Source organism: Geomonas oryzae (assembly GCF_004117875.1).
Classification (GTDB): Bacteria; Desulfobacterota; Desulfuromonadia; order Geobacterales; family Geobacteraceae; genus Geomonas; species Geomonas oryzae.
On record NZ_RAHW01000001.1, the window covers coordinates 829,868 to 850,804 of the forward strand.

The 20,937-nt window shown below is 63.4% G+C and carries 20 protein-coding genes; 7 read left to right on the forward strand and 13 right to left on the reverse strand.

Going from position 1 to position 20,937, the window contains the following annotated elements; all coding sequences use genetic code 11:
• The first annotated feature begins 26 nt into the window (after positions 1 to 26).
• The 7 genes from D6Z24_RS03770 to D6Z24_RS03800 all read left to right on the forward strand — a co-directional run bounded on the left by D6Z24_RS03770 (position 27) and on the right by D6Z24_RS03800 (position 5,944).
• On the forward strand, positions 27 to 1,610 hold the full coding sequence (locus D6Z24_RS03770; RefSeq protein WP_162605065.1) for a peptide chain release factor 3: 1,584 nt from the start codon (positions 27 to 29) through the stop codon (positions 1,608 to 1,610).
• 93 nt (positions 1,611 to 1,703) lie between these two features.
• Complete coding sequence (locus tag D6Z24_RS03775; RefSeq protein WP_129125192.1) at positions 1,704 to 2,621, forward strand: DMT family transporter; 918 nt, start codon at positions 1,704 to 1,706, stop codon at positions 2,619 to 2,621.
• A gap of 24 nt (positions 2,622 to 2,645) precedes the next feature.
• Positions 2,646 to 2,948: a Rieske (2Fe-2S) protein gene (locus D6Z24_RS03780; protein ID WP_129125193.1), complete on the forward strand. Its 303-nt coding sequence runs from the start codon at positions 2,646 to 2,648 to the stop codon at positions 2,946 to 2,948.
• A gap of 116 nt (positions 2,949 to 3,064) precedes the next feature.
• A complete protein-coding gene (rplU, locus tag D6Z24_RS03785; protein ID WP_129125194.1) occupies positions 3,065 to 3,373 on the forward strand; it encodes a 50S ribosomal protein L21 in 309 nt (102 codons plus the stop codon).
• A gap of 72 nt (positions 3,374 to 3,445) precedes the next feature.
• Positions 3,446 to 3,703 (forward strand): 50S ribosomal protein L27, encoded by a 258-nt coding sequence (rpmA, locus tag D6Z24_RS03790; RefSeq protein ID WP_129125195.1) that lies wholly within the window; start codon positions 3,446 to 3,448, stop codon positions 3,701 to 3,703.
• A 78-nt stretch (positions 3,704 to 3,781) separates the two neighbouring features.
• The gene (gene obgE / locus D6Z24_RS03795; protein WP_129125196.1) at positions 3,782 to 4,798 is read left to right on the forward strand and encodes a GTPase ObgE; all 1,017 of its coding nucleotides are present in this window, start codon (positions 3,782 to 3,784) and stop codon (positions 4,796 to 4,798) included.
• A gap of 210 nt (positions 4,799 to 5,008) precedes the next feature.
• Positions 5,009 to 5,944, forward strand: a complete 936-nt coding sequence (locus D6Z24_RS03800; RefSeq protein ID WP_129125197.1) for an HD-GYP domain-containing protein — start codon at positions 5,009 to 5,011, stop codon at positions 5,942 to 5,944.
• Positions 5,945 to 6,103: 159 nt separating this feature from the next.
• Here D6Z24_RS03800 and D6Z24_RS03805 read toward each other — a convergent pair whose 3' ends face one another.
• From D6Z24_RS03805 to D6Z24_RS03865, 13 genes are all read right to left on the reverse strand, one after another.
• Positions 6,104 to 7,498: an NADH-quinone oxidoreductase subunit N gene (locus D6Z24_RS03805; RefSeq protein WP_129125198.1), complete on the reverse strand. Its 1,395-nt coding sequence runs from the start codon at positions 7,496 to 7,498 to the stop codon at positions 6,104 to 6,106.
• Between the two features lie 68 nt (positions 7,499 to 7,566).
• Positions 7,567 to 9,048 carry a complex I subunit 4 family protein gene (locus tag D6Z24_RS03810; protein ID WP_129125199.1) on the reverse strand — a complete coding sequence of 494 codons (1,482 nt, stop codon included), beginning with the start codon at positions 9,046 to 9,048 and terminating at the stop codon, positions 7,567 to 7,569.
• A gap of 34 nt (positions 9,049 to 9,082) precedes the next feature.
• A complete protein-coding gene (gene nuoL / locus D6Z24_RS03815) occupies positions 9,083 to 10,960 on the reverse strand; it encodes an NADH-quinone oxidoreductase subunit L (protein ID WP_129125423.1) in 1,878 nt (625 codons plus the stop codon).
• A gap of 2 nt (positions 10,961 to 10,962) precedes the next feature.
• Entirely contained in the window at positions 10,963 to 11,271 is a 309-nt protein-coding gene (gene nuoK / locus D6Z24_RS03820) for an NADH-quinone oxidoreductase subunit NuoK (RefSeq protein ID WP_129125200.1), read from the reverse strand.
• Positions 11,268 to 11,753 (reverse strand): NADH-quinone oxidoreductase subunit J family protein, encoded by a 486-nt coding sequence (locus D6Z24_RS03825; protein ID WP_129125201.1) that lies wholly within the window; start codon positions 11,751 to 11,753, stop codon positions 11,268 to 11,270. The genes nuoK and D6Z24_RS03825 overlap by 4 nt, the downstream gene beginning before the upstream one ends.
• Positions 11,754 to 11,898: 145 nt before the next feature.
• Positions 11,899 to 12,429 carry an NADH-quinone oxidoreductase subunit NuoI gene (nuoI, locus tag D6Z24_RS03830; RefSeq protein ID WP_129125202.1) on the reverse strand — a complete coding sequence of 177 codons (531 nt, stop codon included), beginning with the start codon at positions 12,427 to 12,429 and terminating at the stop codon, positions 11,899 to 11,901.
• Positions 12,430 to 12,555: 126 nt separating this feature from the next.
• Positions 12,556 to 13,005: an ankyrin repeat domain-containing protein gene (locus D6Z24_RS03835; RefSeq protein ID WP_129125203.1), complete on the reverse strand. Its 450-nt coding sequence runs from the start codon at positions 13,003 to 13,005 to the stop codon at positions 12,556 to 12,558.
• Positions 13,006 to 13,049: 44 nt separating this feature from the next.
• Entirely contained in the window at positions 13,050 to 14,039 is a 990-nt protein-coding gene (gene nuoH, locus D6Z24_RS03840; RefSeq protein ID WP_129125204.1) for an NADH-quinone oxidoreductase subunit NuoH, read from the reverse strand.
• Positions 14,036 to 15,991: a 2Fe-2S iron-sulfur cluster-binding protein gene (locus D6Z24_RS03845; RefSeq protein WP_129125205.1), complete on the reverse strand. Its 1,956-nt coding sequence runs from the start codon at positions 15,989 to 15,991 to the stop codon at positions 14,036 to 14,038. Before D6Z24_RS03845 ends, nuoH begins: the two co-directional genes overlap by 4 nt.
• A 173-nt stretch (positions 15,992 to 16,164) precedes the next feature.
• Positions 16,165 to 17,424: a complex I 51 kDa subunit family protein gene (locus D6Z24_RS03850; protein WP_129125206.1), complete on the reverse strand. Its 1,260-nt coding sequence runs from the start codon at positions 17,422 to 17,424 to the stop codon at positions 16,165 to 16,167.
• 176 nt (positions 17,425 to 17,600) lie between these two features.
• Positions 17,601 to 18,074 (reverse strand): NADH-quinone oxidoreductase subunit NuoE, encoded by a 474-nt coding sequence (gene nuoE, locus D6Z24_RS03855; RefSeq protein WP_129125207.1) that lies wholly within the window; start codon positions 18,072 to 18,074, stop codon positions 17,601 to 17,603.
• Between the two features lie 21 nt (positions 18,075 to 18,095).
• Positions 18,096 to 20,480: an NADH-quinone oxidoreductase subunit B/C/D gene (locus D6Z24_RS03860; protein WP_129125208.1), complete on the reverse strand. Its 2,385-nt coding sequence runs from the start codon at positions 20,478 to 20,480 to the stop codon at positions 18,096 to 18,098.
• Positions 20,477 to 20,878 carry an NADH-quinone oxidoreductase subunit A gene (locus D6Z24_RS03865; RefSeq protein ID WP_129125209.1) on the reverse strand — a complete coding sequence of 134 codons (402 nt, stop codon included), beginning with the start codon at positions 20,876 to 20,878 and terminating at the stop codon, positions 20,477 to 20,479. Before D6Z24_RS03865 ends, D6Z24_RS03860 begins: the two co-directional genes overlap by 4 nt.
• Positions 20,879 to 20,937: the final 59 nt, after the last annotated feature.

The window sequence follows — 20,937 nt, forward strand, 5'->3', positions numbered from 1 at the left end:
CCAGAGAATTTTAACGGGAGTTCAAGTTGATACGGTACAACGAACAAGAGATAGAGAAGCGGCGCACCTTCGCCATTATCAGTCACCCGGACGCCGGTAAGACTACCATAACCGAGAAGCTGTTGCTATTCGGCGGTGCCATCCAGCAGGCGGGCGAGGTCCGGGCGAGAAAGTCGGCACGGCATGCCACGAGCGACTGGATGGAGATGGAAAAACAGCGTGGTATTTCGGTCACTTCTTCGGTCATGAAGTTCACCTACCGCGACTTCGAGATCAACCTCCTGGACACCCCCGGCCACAACGACTTTTCCGAGGACACCTACCGCACCCTGACCGCGGTCGACTCGGTGCTCATGGTCATCGACTCCGTGAAAGGTGTCGAGAGCCAGACGAAGAAACTCCTCGAGGTCTGCCGACTGCGCAACACCCCGATCATGACCTTCATCAACAAGCTGGACCGCGAGGGGCGCGAACCGCTCGACCTGCTCGACGACATCGAGAGCACCTTGAAGATCCAGTGCGCCCCCATGACCTGGCCGATCGGGATGGGAAAACGCTTCCGCGGCACCTACCACCTCTACACCAAGGAGATCACCTTCTACGATCCGGAGGCGGATCGCGGCGTCGGCGAGGTGATCACGGTGAAGGGGCTGGAAGACCCGCTCCTCGACGAGCTTTTGGGAAGCCAGGTGGAGGAGTTGCGTAACGACGTGGAGCTCCTCGAAGGGGCGGCGCACCCGTTCGATGCCGAGGCGTACCTCGCCGGCAAGCAGACCCCGGTCTTCTTCGGCTCCGCCATCAACACCTTCGGCGTGCAGCAACTGCTCGACTCCTTCGTCGAGAACGCTCCGTCCCCCTTGCCGCGCGAAGCGACCACCCGCACCGTGTCCCCCTACGAGGAGCCCTTCACCGGGTTCACTTTCAAGATCCAGGCGAACATGGACCCGGCACACCGCGACCGCATCGCCTTCTTCCGCATCTGCTCCGGCAAGTTCGTGCGCGGCATGAAGGTGAAGCACCTGCGTCTTGGCCGCGAGGTACAGATCTCCAACGCGACCATCTTCATGGCCCAGGACCGCACCAACGTCGACGAGGCGTATGCGGGCGACATCATCGGCATCCATAACCACGGCACCATCAAGATCGGCGACACCTTCACGCAGGGCGAGGAGCTGAAGTACACGGGGATCCCGAACTTCGCGCCGGAGCACTTCCGGAAGGTGCGCATTCTGAACCCGCTCAAGTCGAAGTCCCTGGAGAAAGGGCTCGTGCAGCTGGCCGAGGAGGGGACCACCCAGGTCTTCCGTCCCCTGATGGGCGCCGACTGGATCGTGGGCGCGGTGGGTATGCTGCAGTTCGACGTGGTCATGCACCGCCTCGAGCACGAGTACGGCGTCAAGGCGACCTACGAGCCGGTCTCCTACGTCACCGCCCGCTGGGTCACCGGCGACCGGAAGAAGCTCGATGATTTCCAGAAGAAGGAGGCGATGAGCCTCTACCTGGACGGAGAAGGGAACCTCGCCTACCTGGCCGGGAGCCAGTGGCGCCTGGACAACACCATGGATAACTGGAAGGACCTCACCTTCCACGCCACCCGCGAGCACAGCTAGACGCGAGGCCACAACCCGTCCGACTTGTCTGGCTTGTCCCACTGGTCGGACCGTCTGACTGATTGGTACAAGATCTCAGAGGGCACTGCGACAATGGACAACCAGGCAGAAAAAACCACGGTAGTCGCAGCGCCGGCCGCACGCAATGCCGGCGGGGCCCTGCTCGTCCTTGCTGCCGCCACCCTTTGGGGGACCTCCGGCACTTCGCAGGCCCTGGCGCCGGAAGGTGTCAGCCCTTGGAGCGTCGGCGCATTGCGCCTGCTGGTCGGGGGGGCGGCGCTCATGCTGCTCGCCGTCCTGAAAGGCGGCCTCGGCAAAGGGCGTTGGCCCTTCTGGGGCACGCTGGCTGCGGGCGGTTTCGTTGCCATTTACCAACTCACCTTCTTCACCGCCGTGAGCAGGACCGGCGTGGCCGTCGGCACCCTGGTCGCCATCGGAAGTTCGCCGGTCATCGCCGGCATCCTCGGCTTCGTCGTCAGGGGAGAACGCCCGGGACGTGCGTGGGGGATCGCCACCGTGCTCGCCTTGGCCGGTTGCAGCCTCCTGGTCACCGGCGGAGGCGGGGTCGCCATAGATGTGGTGGGCGTCCTCCTCGCTCTCGGCGCAGGCACTTCCTACGCCTGCTACACCATGGCCATCAAGGTGCTCCTCCCCGGCCGGACCTCCGAGGCGGTAATGGCGGTGGTCTTCTGCCTGGGCGCCCTGCTCCTGGCCCCCGTCCTCTTCATGGTGGACCTCCATTGGGTCGCGCAGCCGCGGGGGATAGGCGTCGTGCTCTACCTCGGCGTGGTGGTCACCGCGGTTTCCTATTGTCTGTTCGCCATGGGGCTGCGCAGTGTGCCGGTCGCCTCGGCGGTAACCCTTTCGCTCGCAGAGCCGCTTATGGCGGCGCTCCTTGGAATACTGTTCTTGGGCGAGCGACTCACCCCTAAGGCACTGGCCGGGATCCCGCTGCTCTTCGCGGGGCTGGCCGTACTCGCTTATTCCATGTCCGGTAAAAGGGCTGTTTGAACTAAAAGGTAAGGAGGCATTTCCATGGTATTCGCAGCGAAAGTTTCCGAGATTCCCGAGTTCGGCAAGAAACTGGTTGAGGTGGGGGGGGAGAAGGTTCTCCTGGTGAAGACGAAGGGGAAGGTCTACGCCTGCGAGCATGAGTGCCCGCATCAGGGGGCGCCGCTGCAGGGTGCGCTGGTCAAGGAAGCCGGCAAGCTCTCGTGCCAGCGTCACGGCTACCGCTTCGACCTGGAGACCGGCATCTGCCCAGAACATCCGGAGTGTCCTCTTACGGTCTATCCCGTAGAGATTCGCGGTGACGAGGTATTCGTTGATCTCGGGTAGTCTGTGCTTCCCTCACAGAAAAAACGCCCATGTCACAAAAAAATGTTGACTCAAAAGACTTTTCAAGATAAGTTTGACCGCTCAATTGTAAATCCAGAGTAAAGGTGGTGAAGTTCATGTACGCAGTAGTCAAAACCGGAGGGAAGCAATATAAAGTTTCCGAAGGCGACTTTCTGAAAGTCGAAAAACTGGAGGGTGCGGTAGGCGATACCGTCGAGTTCTCCGAAATCCTGATGGTTGGCGGCGATAAGGTTGTTATCGGAACACCTTTAGTGCCCAGCGCCTCTGTAGTCGGCAAAATCGTCGAGCAGGGCAAAGACAAGAAGATTCTGGTCTTCAAGTCCAAGCGCCGGAAAAACTCCAGGAAACTTAACGGGCACCGTCAACTCAGGACTATCCTCAAGATTGAGAAGATCAACGCCTAGGTAATATTTTAAACGGCGGTGCGGCAGCCGCGATTTTAGAATCAGGGCCGCTACCGGCAGAAGGAGCAGAAAATGGCACACAAGAAAGGCGTCGGTAGTTCCAGGAACGGTCGCGACTCCGACGGCCAAAGGCTTGGTTGCAAGAAGTTCGGCGGCGAGGCCGTCAAGGCTGGGAACATCATCTACCGTCAGCGGGGCACCAAGATCCACCCGGGCAACAACGTGGGTCTCGGCAAGGATTACACGCTGTTTGCCCTGATCGAGGGCGTGGTGAAGTTCGAGCGCATGGGTAAGGACCGCAAGAAGGTCTCCGTTTACCCGGCCAACTAGCCAGCGCAGCAAGACGAAAGTGTGAAAGCCCGGAGCCGCAAGGTCCGGGCTTTTGCCGTTTGCACAGGAAAAATCTTAATGAGTTTTATTGATGAAGTAAAAATTTACGTGAAGTCCGGCGACGGCGGCGCAGGGTGCGTTTCCTTCCGGCGCGAGAAGTTCATCCCGCTGGGCGGCCCGGACGGCGGCGACGGCGGCAAGGGTGGCGACGTGGTGGTCAAGGTATCGCCGCATCTTGCGACGCTGCTCGACCTGCGCCAGCACCCGCATCAGAAGGCAGGCCGCGGGAAAAACGGCATGGGGAGCGACCGGCACGGCGCCAACGGCGAGGCCAAAGAGATCCTTGTGCCTCGTGGTACCGTGATCAAGGACGCGGAGACCGGTGAAACGCTCGCCGACCTGACCGAGTCGGATTCCTCGATCGTGCTCCTCAAAGGGGGGCGCGGCGGCCAGGGGAACGCCCGCTTCAAGACCGCGACGCACAAGGCGCCGAAGTTCGCGCAGCCCGGCGAGCCGGGAGAGGAGCGCTGGATCCGGCTTGAGCTGAAGCTCATGGCGGACGTGGGCCTTCTGGGGATGCCGAGCGTCGGGAAGTCCTCGCTCATCAGCAAGATCTCCGCGGCGCGCCCGAAGATCGCCGAGTACCACTTCACCACGTTGAAGCCGAACCTGGGCGTGGTGAAATACAAGAACTACCGCACCTTCGTCATGGCCGACATCCCGGGTCTCATCGAGGGGGCAAGCGAGGGGGCCGGTCTCGGTCACCGCTTCCTCAAGCACCTGGAGCGTACCGGGCAGTTGCTGCACCTGCTCGACCTCTCCTGGATGCCCGACCGTGACCCCATCGCCGAGTACGAGGCGATCAACCGCGAGCTCGCGCTCTTCAACCCGGAGCTCGCCGAGAAGCGGCAGACCGTGGTGATCAACAAGATCGACCTGCCGCACGTCCGGGAAAACCTGGAGAAGGTGCTCCCTTACTTCGAGGAGCGCGGCATCAGGGTCTTCCCGATTTCGGCCGCGACCGGCGAGGGGATCGCCGAGCTTCTGGATGACATCGCCTTCAACCTTTGGGGCGAACCGGAGGAGACCTGGTAAGGGGTAGCACATAGTGGAGTGTTGAAGGGGGAGGGGCGCAAGCTTCTCCCCCTTTTTCTTTGTGAGGTGCCGGCGCGGAAGGGGGCTACGGGCGGCAATTGCGAAAAGACATGATAGACTACGATATTTGTGATTTCTAATACATTGTAAGTGGTCGGACTGTGACAGGTGCTGAACCGGGAGCCGGACAGAACTCTTCAGGAGGTCGGCATGTACAGGATGATCCAGCTGGAATCCTTGGTCCCCGAAACTTTGCCGGGCGTGTCGCTGTTCATCAAGCACGGTGATAACCACGTGCTCTACAAGAATCCGGATCTCTCCTTCACACAGTGGGATAAGGAGCGGCTGCTGGATAACAACGTGACGCACCTCTACGTGAAATCAGCCGAGATGTCCATCTTCAACCAGTACGTAGAAGCCAACCTCGCGGCGGCTCTGAACGACGAGAACCTGGAGCCGGAGGTCAAGCAGGCGATGCTGTATCAGGCTTCGGTCAACTACGTTCAGGAGATATTCGACAGCCCCGCGATCGCAATCAGGCAAAACGTGGAGCGTTGCAGGAATTTGATCCAGCATATATTGGATGACGTGATGAAGTCGAACGGTGTCATGCCGGCACTCAGCAGTCTGGTCGACCACAACACCTACACCTATGTTCACTCAGTACAGGTTGCGACTTACTCAATAGCCTTGCATGTCAGGATGTTCGAGCTGAGTAGCGACGAGCTCATGGACGTCGGGATGGGGTCGCTCTTCCACGACTACGGGAAGGTCTACGTTCCGAAGGAGTTGCTGGACAAGCCGGGGAGGCTGACCGCGAGCGAGTTTCAGGAGGTAAAAAAGCACCCAGTGTACGGTTTCAGCACCCTGAAGGACCTCGATATCTTCACACCGGTGGCCTTGGGCATCGTCAAGCATCACCATGAAAAGGAGAACGGCAGCGGCTATCCCGACGGCCTTTCCAGCTACGACATCGCGCGGAGTTCCAAGATAACGGCGATCGCAGACGTCTTCAGCGCTCTCACCACGACGAGGTCCTATCGCCAAGCGCTTTCCAAGGAGAGCGCCTTGGAGATCATGTACGGCGAGATGGACGGTTCCTTCGATCTGCAGTACCTGAACTCCTTCCGGGACAGTCTCAACTGACAGTGCCCTCCCTTGTTGAACAATAAAGCCCCGCCGGTAACAGGACCAGCGGGGCTTTTATGTATCTCAGTTGTGACCAGCTTAAGAGTGAGTCGCGTGGCGTCCCCGCCCACGGAGGGGGAGGGGCGTTCGGCGCTGACAGGGGGCGAACGGATCGATCTAGCGCAAGGCGGTTTCCACCATTTCCAGGAGCGGTCCGGGATAGACGCCGATGACGAGAATGGCGGCTGAAGCGGCGCAAAGGGCGAGCCCCTCGGCGAAACCTACCGGCTTGGGAGCAGGGGCCTCGGTGCGATGCATGTAGAGTTGCGCGACCACCCTGAGATAGAAATAGGCGGAAGCCGCAGCGCTCAGGATGCCCACGACTGCGAGCGGGACGATGCCCCCTTTGAGGGCCGAATAGAAGATGAAGAACTTTCCGATGAAGCCTGCCGTCGGAGGGATGCCGGCCAGCGAGATCATGGCGAGGGCGAGTACGCCGCCACGGACCGGGGTGCTGAAGCCGATTCCGGTGAAATCGGTGAGCTGCTCGCGCTCCTCTTCGAAGGAAAGCGAAGAGATGGCGCCGAAGGCGGCCAGGTTCATTGCCGTGTAGATGGCGCCGTAAAGAAGCACCGCCGCATAGCCGTCCCGGGAGCCGGTCAGTAGCGCGAGAGCCAGGTATCCCATGTGGGCGACGGAGGAGTAGGCGAGCATCCGCTTGATGTTGGTCTGCCTGAGCGCGGCGAGGTTTCCGAGCACCATGGAAAGAACGGAGAGGGCGGCAAGCGGGACGCGCAGTTCGGTCATCGGGGGGAAGTGGCCGAGCAGGATGAGAAGCAGAGCCGCGGCGGCGACCTTCGAGCTCGTGGAGAGGAAGGCGGCGACGGGTGACGGTGCGCCCTGGTAGACGTCGGGCGTCCAGAGATGGGCGGGGACCAGCGAGAGCTTGAAGGCCATGCCGAGGATGAGGACACCCCACCCGGCGGAGATGATGGCCCTGTTCTCGGGGCGCGCAAGTGCTGCGGAAAGCGCGAGGGTTCCGCTACCCGTGAAGATGAGGGCGAAGCCAAAGGCGGTGAAGGCGGCAGCCACGGCACCCATCAGGAGGTACTTTAGCCCGGCCTCTCCCGATTCGGCGCGGTTGAGGTCCATGCTGACTAAGATGTAGAAGGCGAAGGAGACCGACTCCAGCGCAAGGAAGAGGATCAGCATGTTGGTGGCGCAGGGGAGCACGCACATGGCGAAAAGCGCGAAGAGGACGGTTGCGGGATATTCCTCTCCCTTGAGGATGCGACGCTCGTTGTAGCCGTGAGAGAGGAGCAGGGTCAGCGCGGCGGCGAAGCTGAAAAGGGGGATCAGCAGTTGGGCAAGCGGCGTGAAGGCGAGCCCCGGGATGCACTGGATCGGTGCCGGCGCCGTGAAGGCAGCCCAGATCCCGGCGGCAGCAGAAGCGGTGACTCCGATGGCGGTAAGGCTCGAGGAAAGAAGCAGCGGTCCGCACAGCAGCACGAAAAGCGCAGCGCAGCCCGTGATCACAATCGGCATGAGGCAGTAAAGTTCGGTAAGGGTCATTCTAAATGCTCCAAAAGCTAAACACAGAGGTTTCAGAGGAACGACTTCCGTGCTCTCTGTATTCCGGGTTACTTATTCAGCAGAAGCTCCAAAGGCGCTTTGAAGAGGTCCAGCACCGGCCCGGGGTGCACGCCAAGATACACCACCACCACGGCCAGCAGCACCAGCACGCTTCCTTCCCTAAGCGATACCTCCGCGAGAACCGTCGGCTTGCTCTCCTTCCCGAAAAGCACCTCCTGCACCAGGCGCACCGTGTAGATGAGCGTCAGGACGCTCCCCAGAAACGCACCCAGTGCGGCGGCGGGGGCAACCTTGAAGACACCTACCAGGACGATCAGTTCACTAACGAAGTTGTTCAACCCCGGCACCCCGGCGGACGCCATGTTGAAGACGAGGAAGAAGAAGGCGAGCACGGGGACCTTGCCCCATACGCCGCCGAAGTCGGAAAGGTCGCGGCTCTCCGCACGCTCGTCGAGCATGCCGACCACGACGAACAGCGCACCGGTGGTGATGGCGTGGTTCACCATCTGCATGAGCGCTCCGGAAACCGCCACCGGGCTCCACGCGGCGATCCCGAGCGCGACGAATCCCATGTGGCTCACGCTCGAGTAGGCGAGCATCCGCTTCATGTCACGCTGCGCGAAGGCGACCCAGGCGAAGTAGCAGATGCCGATCACGGCAACCACGTAGATGAGCGGCGTGAGGGCGCGGGAGGCCTCGGGGAAAAGCGGATAGGCGATGCGGATGAGGCCGTAGGCGGCGGTCTTCGAGAGTAGGCTCGCGAGCATCAGCGTACCGGCGACGGGGGCGTCGCAGTATGCATCGGGCTGCCAGGTGTGGAGCGGGAAAAGCGGGAACTTGATGGCGAACGAGAGCAGGAACGCGCCGAAAAGCCAGAGGCCCAGTTGGTACGGGACGGTCGTGTGCATCAGCGCCGGCAGCGCGAAGGTGTAGCTACCGGTCTGGGCGCCGTGCATCAGGTAGAGCGCGATGATGGCCAGCAGCATGAGCAGCGAGCCGACGAAGGTGTAGAGGAAGAACTTGATGGTCGAGTAGACCGGCCTGCCGGTTCCCCAGACGCCGATCAGGAAAAGCATCGGGATCAGCATCGCTTCCCAGAAAAGGTAGAAGAGGAAGAGGTCGAGGCTCAGGAAAAGCCCTTGCACCGCCCCCTGCAGGGCGAGGAGCAGTGACAGGTAGAGCCCCTGGCGCTCCTTCACATTCCAGGAGGCGATAACGGCGACGATGGTGATGAAGGCGGTAAGGAGGACCATGACGAGGCTGATGCCGTCCATCCCGAGGGTGAAACGGATGCCGAAACGGTCGATCCAGCCGTGGTCCTGGTACAGGAAGAACCCTGCGGGTGCGCCGAAATGCGCCGCCTGACGATCGAGGGCGAGCGGGGCGCAGGCGAGGACGAACTCGGCCAAGCCGAAGGCGAGCGCGAGCAGGCGCGCGGCAGCCCCGCTTTGCCGAACGGCAAAAACGAGCAGCGCCCCCACCAGCGGGAGGAAGATAAGCAGCGAAAGTATCGGGATGAGAGATGTCATCAGAGGTCCCGTTGGCGCGTCTGCGCCGGTTGCGTTACAGCACGAGCCACGCGAGGTAGCCCAGGATGAGGGCTCCCCCGGCGGCGAAACTGATCAGGTAGACGGCGACGCGCCCGGTGCTCCAGCGCCCGAGCCTTCGTCCGACCGAGCCGATCCCCTCGCCCAGGCCGTCCAGCGAGTCGTCGATGATCCCTTCGTCCATGCGCTCCCACAGGATCCCGGCGAGGGCGCGGTAGGGGCGGACGAAAAGGACGTTGTACAGTGCATCGAAATACCAGCCGTTGGCGAGGAACGAGATGAGCGGTGAGGGAGGCGACTGCGCCTCCTGCATCCGGTGCGCGCGTCCCTTGCCGTAGCGCAGCCACGCCGCCGCGAGTCCCGCGAGTGCGAGCGCCCCGGCCACCGCCTGCATGACGATCTCCTGCTCGTGCGTCGCCTCAACGGCGCCGCCGCCTGGGATCGCGGCGAAGAGGCGGGTGAGGAGCCCCTCGCCCATGTATCCCGGCAGGTTCAGCACGCCGCCGAAGAGTCCGAGTATGGCCAGGGGGATGAGCACCGCCTGCATCACGCCGAGGCCGGAAGTGCGGTGCACGTGCCCGTTGCCCCCCCCGAAGACCAGGAAGACGAGACGGAAACTGTAGAAGGCGGTGATGAGTGCGGTCAGGAGTCCCAAAAAGTACAGGGACTGGTAGAGCGCCCCCCCCTTGTGCCAGACCGCCATGAGGATGCCGTCCTTGCTGAAGAAGCCGCCGGTGAGCGGCAGGCCGGCTAGGCAAGCGGCGCCGGCGAGGAAGTTCCAGAAGGTGAGCGGCAGCGTCCGCCTGAGCCCGCCCATCTTGAAGATGTCCTGTTCGTGGTGCATGGCGGCGATGACGCAGCCGGCGCCGAGGAAGAGGAGCGCCTTGAAGAAGGCGTGCACCAGCAGGTGGAAGGTCGCCGCGGTGACCGCTTCCGCGCCGACGCCGAGCATCATGTAGCCGATCTGGCTGATGGTGGAATAGGCGAGCACCCGTTTGAGGTCGCGCTGCGCAAGGGCGCAGGTGGCGCCGTAGAAGGCTGTGACCGCGCCGGTCACGGCGATGGCGGCAAGCGCTGCCTGCGAGGCTGCAATGAGCGGGTACATGCGCGCCAGGAGATAGACACCGGCGGTGACCATGGTGGCGGCGTGGATCATGGCTGAGACCGGCGTGGGACCGGCCATCGCGTCCGGAAGCCAGACCATGAGCGGGACCTGGGCAGACTTGCCCATGGCGGCGATGAGGAAAAGGATGCCGAGGAGGGTGAGTACGGAGACCGGCATCAGGAAGCCCATGCCGTTCAGCTTGGTCACCGAAAGGGTCCCGAAAAGCTGGAAGAGCCAGGCGAGCGCGATCATGAAGGCGGTGTCGCCGATCCTCGTGGTGATGAACGCCTTTCTCCCCGCGTCGGCGTTGTTCGTGTCCCGGTACCAGAAGCCGATCAGGAGGTACGAACAGAAGCCGACACCCTCCCAGCCGAGGTAGAGAAGCGGCAGGCTCTCGGCGAGAACCAGGGTCAGCATGGCGAAGACGAAGAGGTTCAGCAGGGCGAAGTAGCGCGCGTAGTCCTCGTCCTCGCGCATGTAGAAGACGGAGTAGAGGTGGATCAGGCCGCACACGAAGCCGATCATCACGGAAAGCGAGAGCGAAAGGGGGTCGAGGTAGAGCGATATCGGGATGACGAGGTCGAAAGCAGCGAACCAATCGGCCAGCGTGACCACGGTCGGCGCCGTGTAGGAGAGGGCGGTGAGGAGCGCACAGACGAAGCTCCCGAAGACGGCGGCGCAGGCGAGGCTCTCCACCAGCACGCGCGGCAGTTTCCTCCCGGCGACGGCGCAGGTGAGCCCGCCAAGAAGCGGGAAGAGGAGCATCAATGTCAGGTAAGTTGCGAGCATCATTATCCCTTCATCGAATCGAACCGGTCCGTGTTGACCGTCTGCTTGCGCCGGTGCAGGTAGACGACCATGGCGAGCGCAAGCGACACCTCGGCCGAGGTGAGCGCCATGAGCATCAGCGAAAAGAGCTGTCCGTCGGCGATGCCCCAGTGCGCAGAGCCCCCGACGAAGGTTAGCATGACGGCGTTCAGCATGATCTCGATCCCGATGAGCATCATGATCACGTTGGCGCGCCAGGCGACCACGCAGCCAAGCCCCATGGCGAACATGAGCGAGGCGACGATCAGGATGTGCGACAGCGGTACGCTCATTTGCGCCTCCCGAGGTACAGCGCGCCCACCAGGGCGAAGAGGAGCTGCATGGAGACGATCTCCACGGCGACCCCGTACTGTTTGAAGAGCGTGTAGGCGAACTGGCGCACCGGGATATCGGTGAAGCCGGGGGGTACCGCCCGCACGTGGGAGAGAAGCAGCACAGCCAGCGCGCCCACCACCACGACCACCAGGGCGAGGGCCGGCCACCAGTCGGAGAGGCGCGGTTTGGGCAGCTTCTCGGGGGATTCCAGCTCCAGCATCATGATGACGAACAGGAAGAGCACCATGATGGCGCCCGCGTAGATGATGACCTCGAAGGCGGCGATGAGCGGTGCACCCAGGAGGTAGAACATCAAGGCCAGCGCGAAGAACGAAACCACCAGGTAGACGATGGCCCGCACCGCCTGCCGCGCAGTGATGGCGCAGAGCGTTCCGATCAGCAGTATCGCCGCCAGTATGTAGAAAATGATCGCTTCCATCTCTCTCCAAAGTATCCAGATTCCCTCTCCCCCCGGGAGAGGGTGGCCGAAGGCCGGGTGAGGGCGTTGCCACGAAGTAAGATCTCGCCTAATGCAGCGCCCTCACCCCGCCCCTCTCCCAAGGGGAGAGGGAGGCTTGATCCCCCTACGGCATCAGGCTCCTCGGGTCGAAGGGGGCCTGCTCGCCGTCGCCGCTACCGCGCGGCTGCACCACGCCGATACCGGCATGGCGGTAGAAATTGTAGTCGGGGTCCTTTCCTGTCCCGTCGATCAGCAGATCTTCCTTCTCGTACACCATGTCGATCACCTGGCGCCTGCAGTTGAACATCTCGGGCGACATCTGGATGGCGAGCGTCGGGCACGCCTCGGCGCACAGGCCGCACAGGATGCAGCGCGAGAAGTTGATGCGGAACCAGGCGGCGTAACGCCTGCCGTTCTCGCCTTCGGCCGCCGCCATCGATATGCAGTCGACGGGGCAAGCCCCGGAGCACAGATAGCAGGCGACGCAGCGCTCGGCGCCGTCGGGATCGCGGGTCAGGACGATGCTGCCGCGGAAGCGCTCGGGCATGGGCCGACGCTCCTCGGGGAACTGCACCGTGACCGGCTTCCTGAAGATGTGGCGCAGGGTGATGGAAAGGCCGGTAAAGATCTCTTTTATGTCGGTCAGTATGGACATCTGTTCCCGATGTTGTTGTTGCCGAAAGTTGCCTGCCGGCTTTTCAAACTTCGGCAGGGTTCGCCGCGCTCGGAGAGGCGGCCGGGGCCCGGCAGACAGCGCGGGGCTGTCTGCCGGAAGGAGGTGTTAGTTGGGCCGTAGTGCCTTCAGCAAGACTTCGAGGGTCTGTTTGTGACGGTTGTTCTCTGCGTAGGCCAGGGCGGTGGTTCCGGAGTATGACAGCGCCATGGGGTCGGCGCCGCTGTCGACCAGCAGCTGGCTGGTCTGGGTGCAGCCGTAGTTGGCTGCCAGCATGAGAGGCGTGTGGCCGTCACGGTCGCGGGCATCGACCTCGGCCCCCTTTTGCAGCAGCAGGCGTACCACGTCGGCCCTGCCGTGCGCCGCCGCGAAATGCAGCGGGGTCTTTCCCTTGTCGCTTCTGGCGGTGATGCTGGCGCCGCGCTCCAAAAGCTCGCTCACCTCCGTCAGATTGCCGGCCTTTGCCGCGTCCATGAGTGCGGTGTGGCCGTTTTTGTCCACCGCATCCACCTGTGCTGTAAACCCTGCCCCCAACTCGACTTCCACTGTTGTCGTCATCGCAGTTCCTCCTTTGTTGAATGCATTGCCCAGTACAACGCCCCCTATCGTAAAGCCAGCCACCAACCGGTGACCAGAATATTGAGAAGAGCTAGCGGTGTCAGGAACTTCCAGCCCAGATGCATGAGCTGGTCGTAGCGAAGGCGGGGCAGGGTTCCCCTGACCCAGATGAACAGGAACGAGAACAATCCGACCTTGATGAAGAACCAGAGGATCGGCGGCAGTAGCGGGCCGCGCCATCCGCCCAGGAAGAAGAGCGAGGCGAGCGAGCCCAGAGAGATGATGTTGATGTACTCCCCGACGAAGAAGAGCCCGAAGCGCATACCGGAATACTCGGTATGAAACCCGGCGACCAGCTCCCCTTCCGCCTCGGGGAGGTCGAAGGGGATGCGGCGGCACTCGGCCAGGATGCTGACCAGGAAGATCGCGAAGGCGAGCGGCTGGTACACGATGAACGGCATATCCGCCTGGGCGTTGACGATGTCGGCGAGGCTCAACGACTTGGCCAGCATGACCACGGGAACCAAGGAGAGCCCCATGGAAAGCTCGTAGGAGATGAGCTGGGACAGGCCGCGGATGCTCCCGAGGAGCGCGTACTTCGAGTTGGAGGCCCAGCCGCCCAGGGCGACGCCGTAGACCGCGACCGAGGAGAGCGCCATGAAGTAGAGCACACCCACGTTCAGGTCGGCGACCTGCATGGTCACCTTGTGTCCCATGATCTCGACCGGCGCACCCAGTGGGATGATGGCGAAGGTGAGGATGGCGGGAAGCGCCGCCATGGCCGGTGCCAACGAGAAGAGGAGGCGGTCCGCGGCGCTCGGGATCATGTCCTCCTTGGTGAGCATCTTGATCACGTCGGCCAGCGGCTGCAAGAGGCCCCAGGGGCCGACGCGGTTCGGACCGATGCGATCCTGGAGAAAGCCGAGTATGCGCCGCTCCGCCAGCACCAGGTAGGCTGCGTAGGTGAGGATGACGGCGAAGACGAAGACGATCTTCCCGAGCATCAGCGCTATGTCGACGGTATCCCACGTCATGAGTCGGTCCTTGGATCGCCCTGCAACAGGTTGAAGACGCGGACCCCTTCACTTTCCGGATCGAGGTCCTTCAGTTTGCTCCATCTCCCGGTGAGGGGCTCCTCGATGGTGCGTCCCCCCAGTCTCTCGATGAGCTGCGCCATGACGCGCCAGGCGTCCCGCTCCGCGCCGCCGGGAACCTCTTTTCTGTGCACCCGCGGCGGGTGCTCGGCGACCGCGTCGGCTGTGGAGCCGTAGTACTTCGGGTCGAGCCCCCTCAAGGGGAGTCCCGGCACCCGGGTCCGCTGGAAGCGCTGCGCGCGTCCTTCGTAGTTGATGGCGGTGCCGTCCGACTCGACCCAGGTGGTGGTGGGGAGAAAGACCGGCGCCTTCGCGGCAGCCGCGCCGGTACGCCAGTCGGCACAGGCCACCACCTCGACGTCGACGATGAGCCCCTCGGGAAGGTCGGCTTCGAAGCAGACCACACCCTTTATCTTCCCGGCCGAAGCCAGTTCCGAAAACGCCTGCCCGCCGAATTCCAGGGAGAGGAGCCCTCCCGCCATGGCGTTGGGACCCGGCTGCAGCATCACGAGCTTGGCTCCCCCGGACGCGAGCTGGTCCAAAAGGTCCGCATCCTTCTTCCCGGCGCCTGCGATGACCACCCCCCTGCCGCCCCCCTCGAACGGGACCTCGTCCAGGGTGGCTACCGCGGTGAAGGTGAAGGGAAGCTTTTCTCTGGCCGGAATCGGATCGCCGTCCACCAGGTAGATCTGTGCCCCGGCGAGAAAAGCCTTGCGCACCGCCAGGGCCAGCATGGGGCCTTCCTCCATGAGATCGAGGGCATAGAGCGCGATGCACTCAGCCTTTTCGATGTCGCGCAGGTAGGCGCTGTTCTTCTCGTTTAGGAGTCTTGCCGCCGCCGCGCTGCCGGTGAGCTCTCCCCCGTCAGTGAAATAGCAGAGCCTGGCGCCGTCGACGGTGCGGGCGAGCTGCGCCAGCAGGATCATCCCCTCCAGGGAGAGCCTTGAGGAGCCGACGAAGGCGAGGCTTTCGGCACCGTTTTGGGCGACGAACTTGCCGATCGCCTTGGCGGCCGCATCGATGGCGACGTCGTAGCCGCAGGTGGCGCCGTCCAGGCGCGCTTCGCGCGGGCGCTGCGGGTCGTTCAGGTACCCCTTGTCGAAACGGGCGCGGTCGCAGATGAACCAGCCGTTCACCTGGTCGTTGCGGCGTCCCACGATCTTGATGGTCTCCCTCTGGAAGTTCTGCGGTGCGGTGTTGCAGCCGACCGAGCAGTGCTGGCAGACCGAGGGGGCGAACTGGTAGTCCCAGTAGCGGGCACGGAAGCGTCCGGTCTTGTCGGTGAACACCCCGGTCGGGCAGATGTCGACCAGGTTGCCTGAGAAGGGAGACTCGAGCGCCCCCTCCTGGAACCTGCCGAAGTAGACCCGGCCGGCGCTCCCGGTCACACCGAAATCGGTGCCGCCGGCGTAATCCTGGTAGAACCTGACGCAGCGGTAGCACTCGATGCAGCGGTTCATCTCGTGGTGGATCGTCTCGCCCAGGTACTGGTTCTGGAAGGTCCTCTTCTTCCCCTGGTAGCGACGCCGGCTGTGCCCCCCGGCGATGGTGAAGTCCTGCAGGAGGCACTCGCCCCCCTCGTCGCAGACCGGGCAGTCGTGCGGGTGGTTGATCATGAGCCACTCGATCACCAACTGGCGCATCCGGAGCGCTTCGGGGTCGGTGGTCGAGACCACCATGCCGTCCTGGGCCGGGAGGGCGCACGACATCTGGATTCCCTTCACCGGGCCGTCCAGGAGTTTGACGGCGCAGAGCCGGCAGGCCGCGGCGATGGCGAGCGCAGGATGGTAGCAGAAGTGCGGGATGGTGATGCCGACGCTTCGCGCCGCCTCCAGCACGCTCGTTCCCGGCGCGACCTCAACCGGTATGTCATCGATGATCAGTTTGGGCATCGTCCTCTTCTTTTGTGGTTTCTCTCTCCCCTTTGCCAGGCTTCAGAAATTCCGAGGACAACGTCCGTTTCCTCGAAGTAGAAAGCCTGCCCAAAAGTCCCCCCCTTTGCGAAGGGGGGACAGGGGGGATTTGCTCTTAGCTTCCAGTGGCTGAACGGGAATTCCAGGTACCGCTACTTCAGCGGGCACCTCTTCTTCACGATATGCTCCCGCACCTCGTCCTCGAAGTCGCGTAAAAGCCCGTCCAGTGGGGCCATGGCGCCGGGGGCTAGGGCGCAGAAGGTGTAATTCAGGTACTTCACGTGCTCGCGCAGGATGGCGATGTCGTCCTCCTCGCCGCGGCCGTTCTCGATCCTGGTGAGGATCTCTCTTACGAAGGGGAGACCCTCGCGGCAAGGGGTGCACCAGCCGCAGGATTCCCGGGCGAAGAAGGTGATCAGGTTCAGGGTCGCCTCCACGAGGCAGTGGCTTTCGTCGAAAACGATCACGCCGCCGGAGCCGAGCCGGGAGCCTGCCTTTGCCACCGTGTCGTAGTCCATCGGAAGCTTCATGTGCTCAGGTTTCAGGAACTGGGTCGAGGCGCCACCCGGGATGCAGGCCTTGAACTTCCGCCCTTCGCGCATGCCGCCGCAGGCGTCGAGGACCGCCTCGAGGGTGGTCCCGATCGGGAGCTCGACACATGCGCGGTTTTTGACCGAGCCGCTCACGCAGAAGAGCTTGCTCCCGGCCCCTTCCGGGTTCAGCGCGAGTCCCTTGAACCAGGCAGACCCGTTGGCGATGATGGCCGGGATGTTCGCGAGCGTCTCCACGTTGTTCACCACGGTCGGTCCCTGCCAGAGCCCCTTCACGGCGGGGAAGGGGGGCTTTTGCCGCGGGTTCGGCCGTCTCCCCTCGAGGGCGTTGATGAGCGCCGTCTCCTCGCCGCAGATGTAGCGGCCGGCGGAGAGGTGCAGGTCCAGGTCGATGGAGTGCTCGGTCCCGAGGATCTTCTCCCCCAGGAGTCCCGCCTTTTTTGCCTCCTCGATACCGTGCGCGAGGTTCGCCGCCGCCTTCTCGTAGCCCTTGCGGATGAAGATGAAGGCGTGGCGCACGCCGAGCGCGTAGCAGGCAAGCGTCATCCCCTCGATCAGCGAGTAGGGGTTGTGCTCGAGGAGCACCCGGTCCTTGTAGGTGCCCGGCTCCATCTCGTCGCAGTTGCAGATGAGCCAGCGCGGCCCCGGGAGGTCGCGCGGCACGAAGGACCACTTGCGGCCGGTCGGGAAACCGGCGCCGCCGCGGCCGCGCAGTCCGGAGTCGATCACGGTCTGCTGCACCTCGGCAGGGCTCATCCCTGTGAAGGCCTTCTTGAGCCCCTCGAAGCCACCTTCCTCGCGGTACTCGTCGAAGGTGACCACGCGGTTCGCGCGGTTATGTCGGAAAAGCGGGAGTGTCATATGTTCCTGTCTGCCAGCCCTCACCTGGAGGGGAGTCGGGCGAATGATTGTTTGCCCCTACGGTGACTTGCGCGGCTGTGGCAGCGCCCTCATCCGCCCCTTCGGGGCACCTTCTCCCGGAGGGAGAAGGCTCATACCTCCTCGCCCTCCGGGAGAGGGTCGGGGTGAGGGTGCTTCTAGATCTTCTGCCGCTCCATCTCAAGTATTTCGTCCACCAACTCGGGAGTGAGCTTCCCGTACGGAATGCCGCCGACCGACATGGCCGGGCCGTCGCCGCACATCCCCATGCAGCAGCAAGGGAGCAGGGTGAACATCCCGTCCGCCGTGGTCCCGCCGAGGGCGACGCCGAGTTTCTCCTTCAGGTGCTCGATGATGCCGTCGCAGTCGACGCACCAGCAGGAGATGGAATCGCAGACGTGGATCACCTTCTTTCCCACCGGGCGGCGGTAGATCATCTCGTAGAAGGTGGCGAGCTCTTCGACCTGCAGCGGCGAGAGCCCGAGAAGGCTTGCCGCCTCCTCGACCGCCTCGTCGGTCAGCCAGCCGTAATGGGCCTGCAGCTCCTTCATCACGTCCACCGCGGCCTCCCGCGCGGTGATGGCGGAGGCGACCCTGGCCTCCAGCGCTTTTTTAAGTGTCTCCGGTATCATCCCGAGTTCTGCTCCTTGTTGTTACCGGTCCAGGTCCGCCAGCACGAAGTCTATGGAACCGAGGATGGCGAGAAAGTCCGACACGAGCCAGCCGCGGCTCAAAACGGGGAGCGACTGGATGTGCGGGAAGGTCGGCGTCCTGATCCGCATGCGGTAGGCGGTGTGCAGGCCGTCCGAGACGGCGAAGTAGCCGCACTCACCCTTGGGTGCCTCGATCGGGGCGTAGCACTCCCCCTTGGGGGGCGACATGCCGCGCGTCGCGTTCACGAAGTGGTGGATCAGAGACTCTATGTCGTTCAGCGCGTCCCGTTTCTGCGGGAGCGTGTAGCGGTAGTCCTGGGAAATCCAGCGGCCGTCCGGCATCCCCTCGGCCGCCTGCTTCACGATGGCGAAGGACTGCCGCATCTCCTCCATGCGCACGAGGTAACGGGCATAGCAATCGCCACCCTCGGCGACGGCGACGTCGAACTTGAAGCGGTCGTAGCCGCCGTAGGGCATCTTCTTCCTGAGGTCCCAGTCGAAGCCGCAGGCGCGCAGCATAGGCCCGCTGAGGCCCCATTCCATCGCCTGGGCAACGGTGATCGCGGAGACCTCCTTGAGGCGCGCGGTGAAGATCGGGTTGCCGGTCAGAAGCTTTTCGTACTCGGCAAGGCGCGGGGGGAACCACTCCAGGAAGGCGCGCACCTTCTCCTGCCACCCCGGCGGGAGGTCGTCGGCGACGCCGCCGATCCTGAACCAGGCCGGATGCATGCGACCGCCGGTGATCAGCTCGACGATGTCGAAGATCTTCTCGCGGTCCGTGAAGGTATAGAAGACCGGGGTCATGGCGCCGATGTCGGCGGCGAAGGTCCCGAGCCATACCAGGTGGTTCGCGATCCGGAACAGTTCGCAGAGCATGACGCGGATGTAGGTCGCGCGCTCGGGGATCTCGATGCCGCAGAGCTTCTCGACCGAGTTCAGGTAGGCCAGGTTGTTCTGCACCCCGGCCAGGTAGTCGACCCGGTCCGTGTACGGCATGTACTGGTGCCAGTTCTGGCGTTCGCCGATCTTCTCGGCGCCGCGGTGGTGGTACCCGATCTCGCTGTCCATGTCGACGATCTCCTCGCCGGAGAGCTTCAACACGAAGCGGACCACGCCGTGGGTCCCAGGGTGCTGGGGGCCGAGGTTCAGGATGAGGGTCTCGTCGTCGACGCGGTCGAAGAAGTCGCTGGCGGGAAGCGCCTTGCGCCGGCGCGCCTCGTCGGCGGTGTATGGGGGCATCTCGGTGGCGCGGGAGGGGTGCTCCTTCCTGAGCGGATGACCTTCCCAGTCCGGCGGCATGAGGATGCGGGTCAGGTTTTTGTGCCCGGCGAAGCGGATGCCGAACATGTCGTAGGCCTCGCGCTCGTACCAGTCCGCGGCGGGGAAGACGGAGGTGACGCTCGGCATCTCCGGGTACGCCCCGTCGAGTTCGGTCTTGACCCGGATCCTCCCCGGGGTGTCGAAGCAGGTGAGGTGGTAGTTCACGGTGAAGTCGCGGAAGCGGTCGCGGTCGCGCCGGCATGATTCGTCGACGCAGGCGATGTCCTCGAGACGACGAAACGGAGCGGAACCACGCTTCTTCAGGTGCGCGAGGAGTTCCGGCACCAGCCGGGCGGGGGCGCGCAGGGTGAGCATGTCGCAGGCCGCCGTATCGACGGCCACCTCGCCGCCGAAAGCTGCCTGCAGTTCGCCTTCGAGGCCGAAGTCGGGGTAGGGTAGGCGCGGCTGTTTCGGGCGCCAGAGCTCATCGGAGCGGGGCGCCGCGAAGTACGGGTGCTGCATGGCGCTGCCGCGGATGGCGGTCCCCTCCATGCCGGGGCCGCGGGTGTCGCGCGACTTGGTGACGCCGTCGACGAGGATCGGGGCGACCGTTCCCTGCGTCCCCCCCTGCATGCGGAGCACGGGACGCGTCGGGCGCTCCTCGGTCCTGATCTTTTGCTGCAGCAGCATGAGCCCTTCCAGGAAGGATTCCGGGCGCGGCGGACAGCCGGGGATGTAGAGATCGACGGGGAGGATCTGGTTCACCCCCTGCACGACGCTGTAGACGTCGTACATCCCGCCTGAGTTGGCGCAGCTTCCCATGGAGATGACCCACTTGGGCTCCGCCATCTGGTCGTAAAGCCTGAGGATACTGGGCGCCATCTTCTTGAAGACGGTTCCCGCTATCACCATGAGGTCCGCCTCGCGCGGGGTGCCGCGCAGGACCTCGGCGCCGAAGCGCGAGACGTCGTAGCGCGAGGTGAAGGAGGCCATCATCTCCACGAAGCAGCAGGAAAGCCCGAAGAACATGGGCCACAGCGAGTTCGCCCTCCCCCAGTTGATCAGGTCGTCCAGGTTGGTGAGGAGGACGTTTTCCGTTATTTTTTCGTCGGCCCTCTCGGTCAAGGTTTACCTCGCTCGCGGACGGCTGAAGGTCCCCATTCAAGGCCACCCTTGATCCAGAGCCAGACGAGCCCCAGCATGAGGATGATGATGAAGGCGGTGATGTGGACGAGGCCGGGGATGCCCAGAAGGTCCCAGGCGGTGGCCCAGGTCAGGATGAAGGCGCCCTCCACGTCGAAGACGATGAAAAAGATGGCGATGAGGTAGAAGGGAACGCGTGAGGCGTGGCGGGCGGCCCCGGTGGGGACGACGCCCGATTCGTACGGGATGTGCTTGTCAGCCGAGTCCTTGCCGGAGCCGAGGAAGTACGCCGCGGCTAAAAGCAGGGCGATGAGCCCTACCGCGACGGCGGTGTAGATGGCGAGTGGAATGAACTCTGCCTGCTGAGCGGTTACTGGCATGCCGACCTTTCAATGAGAGTATCAGGGGATTTTGGTACCCGTATAATCTAGCGTAGGGC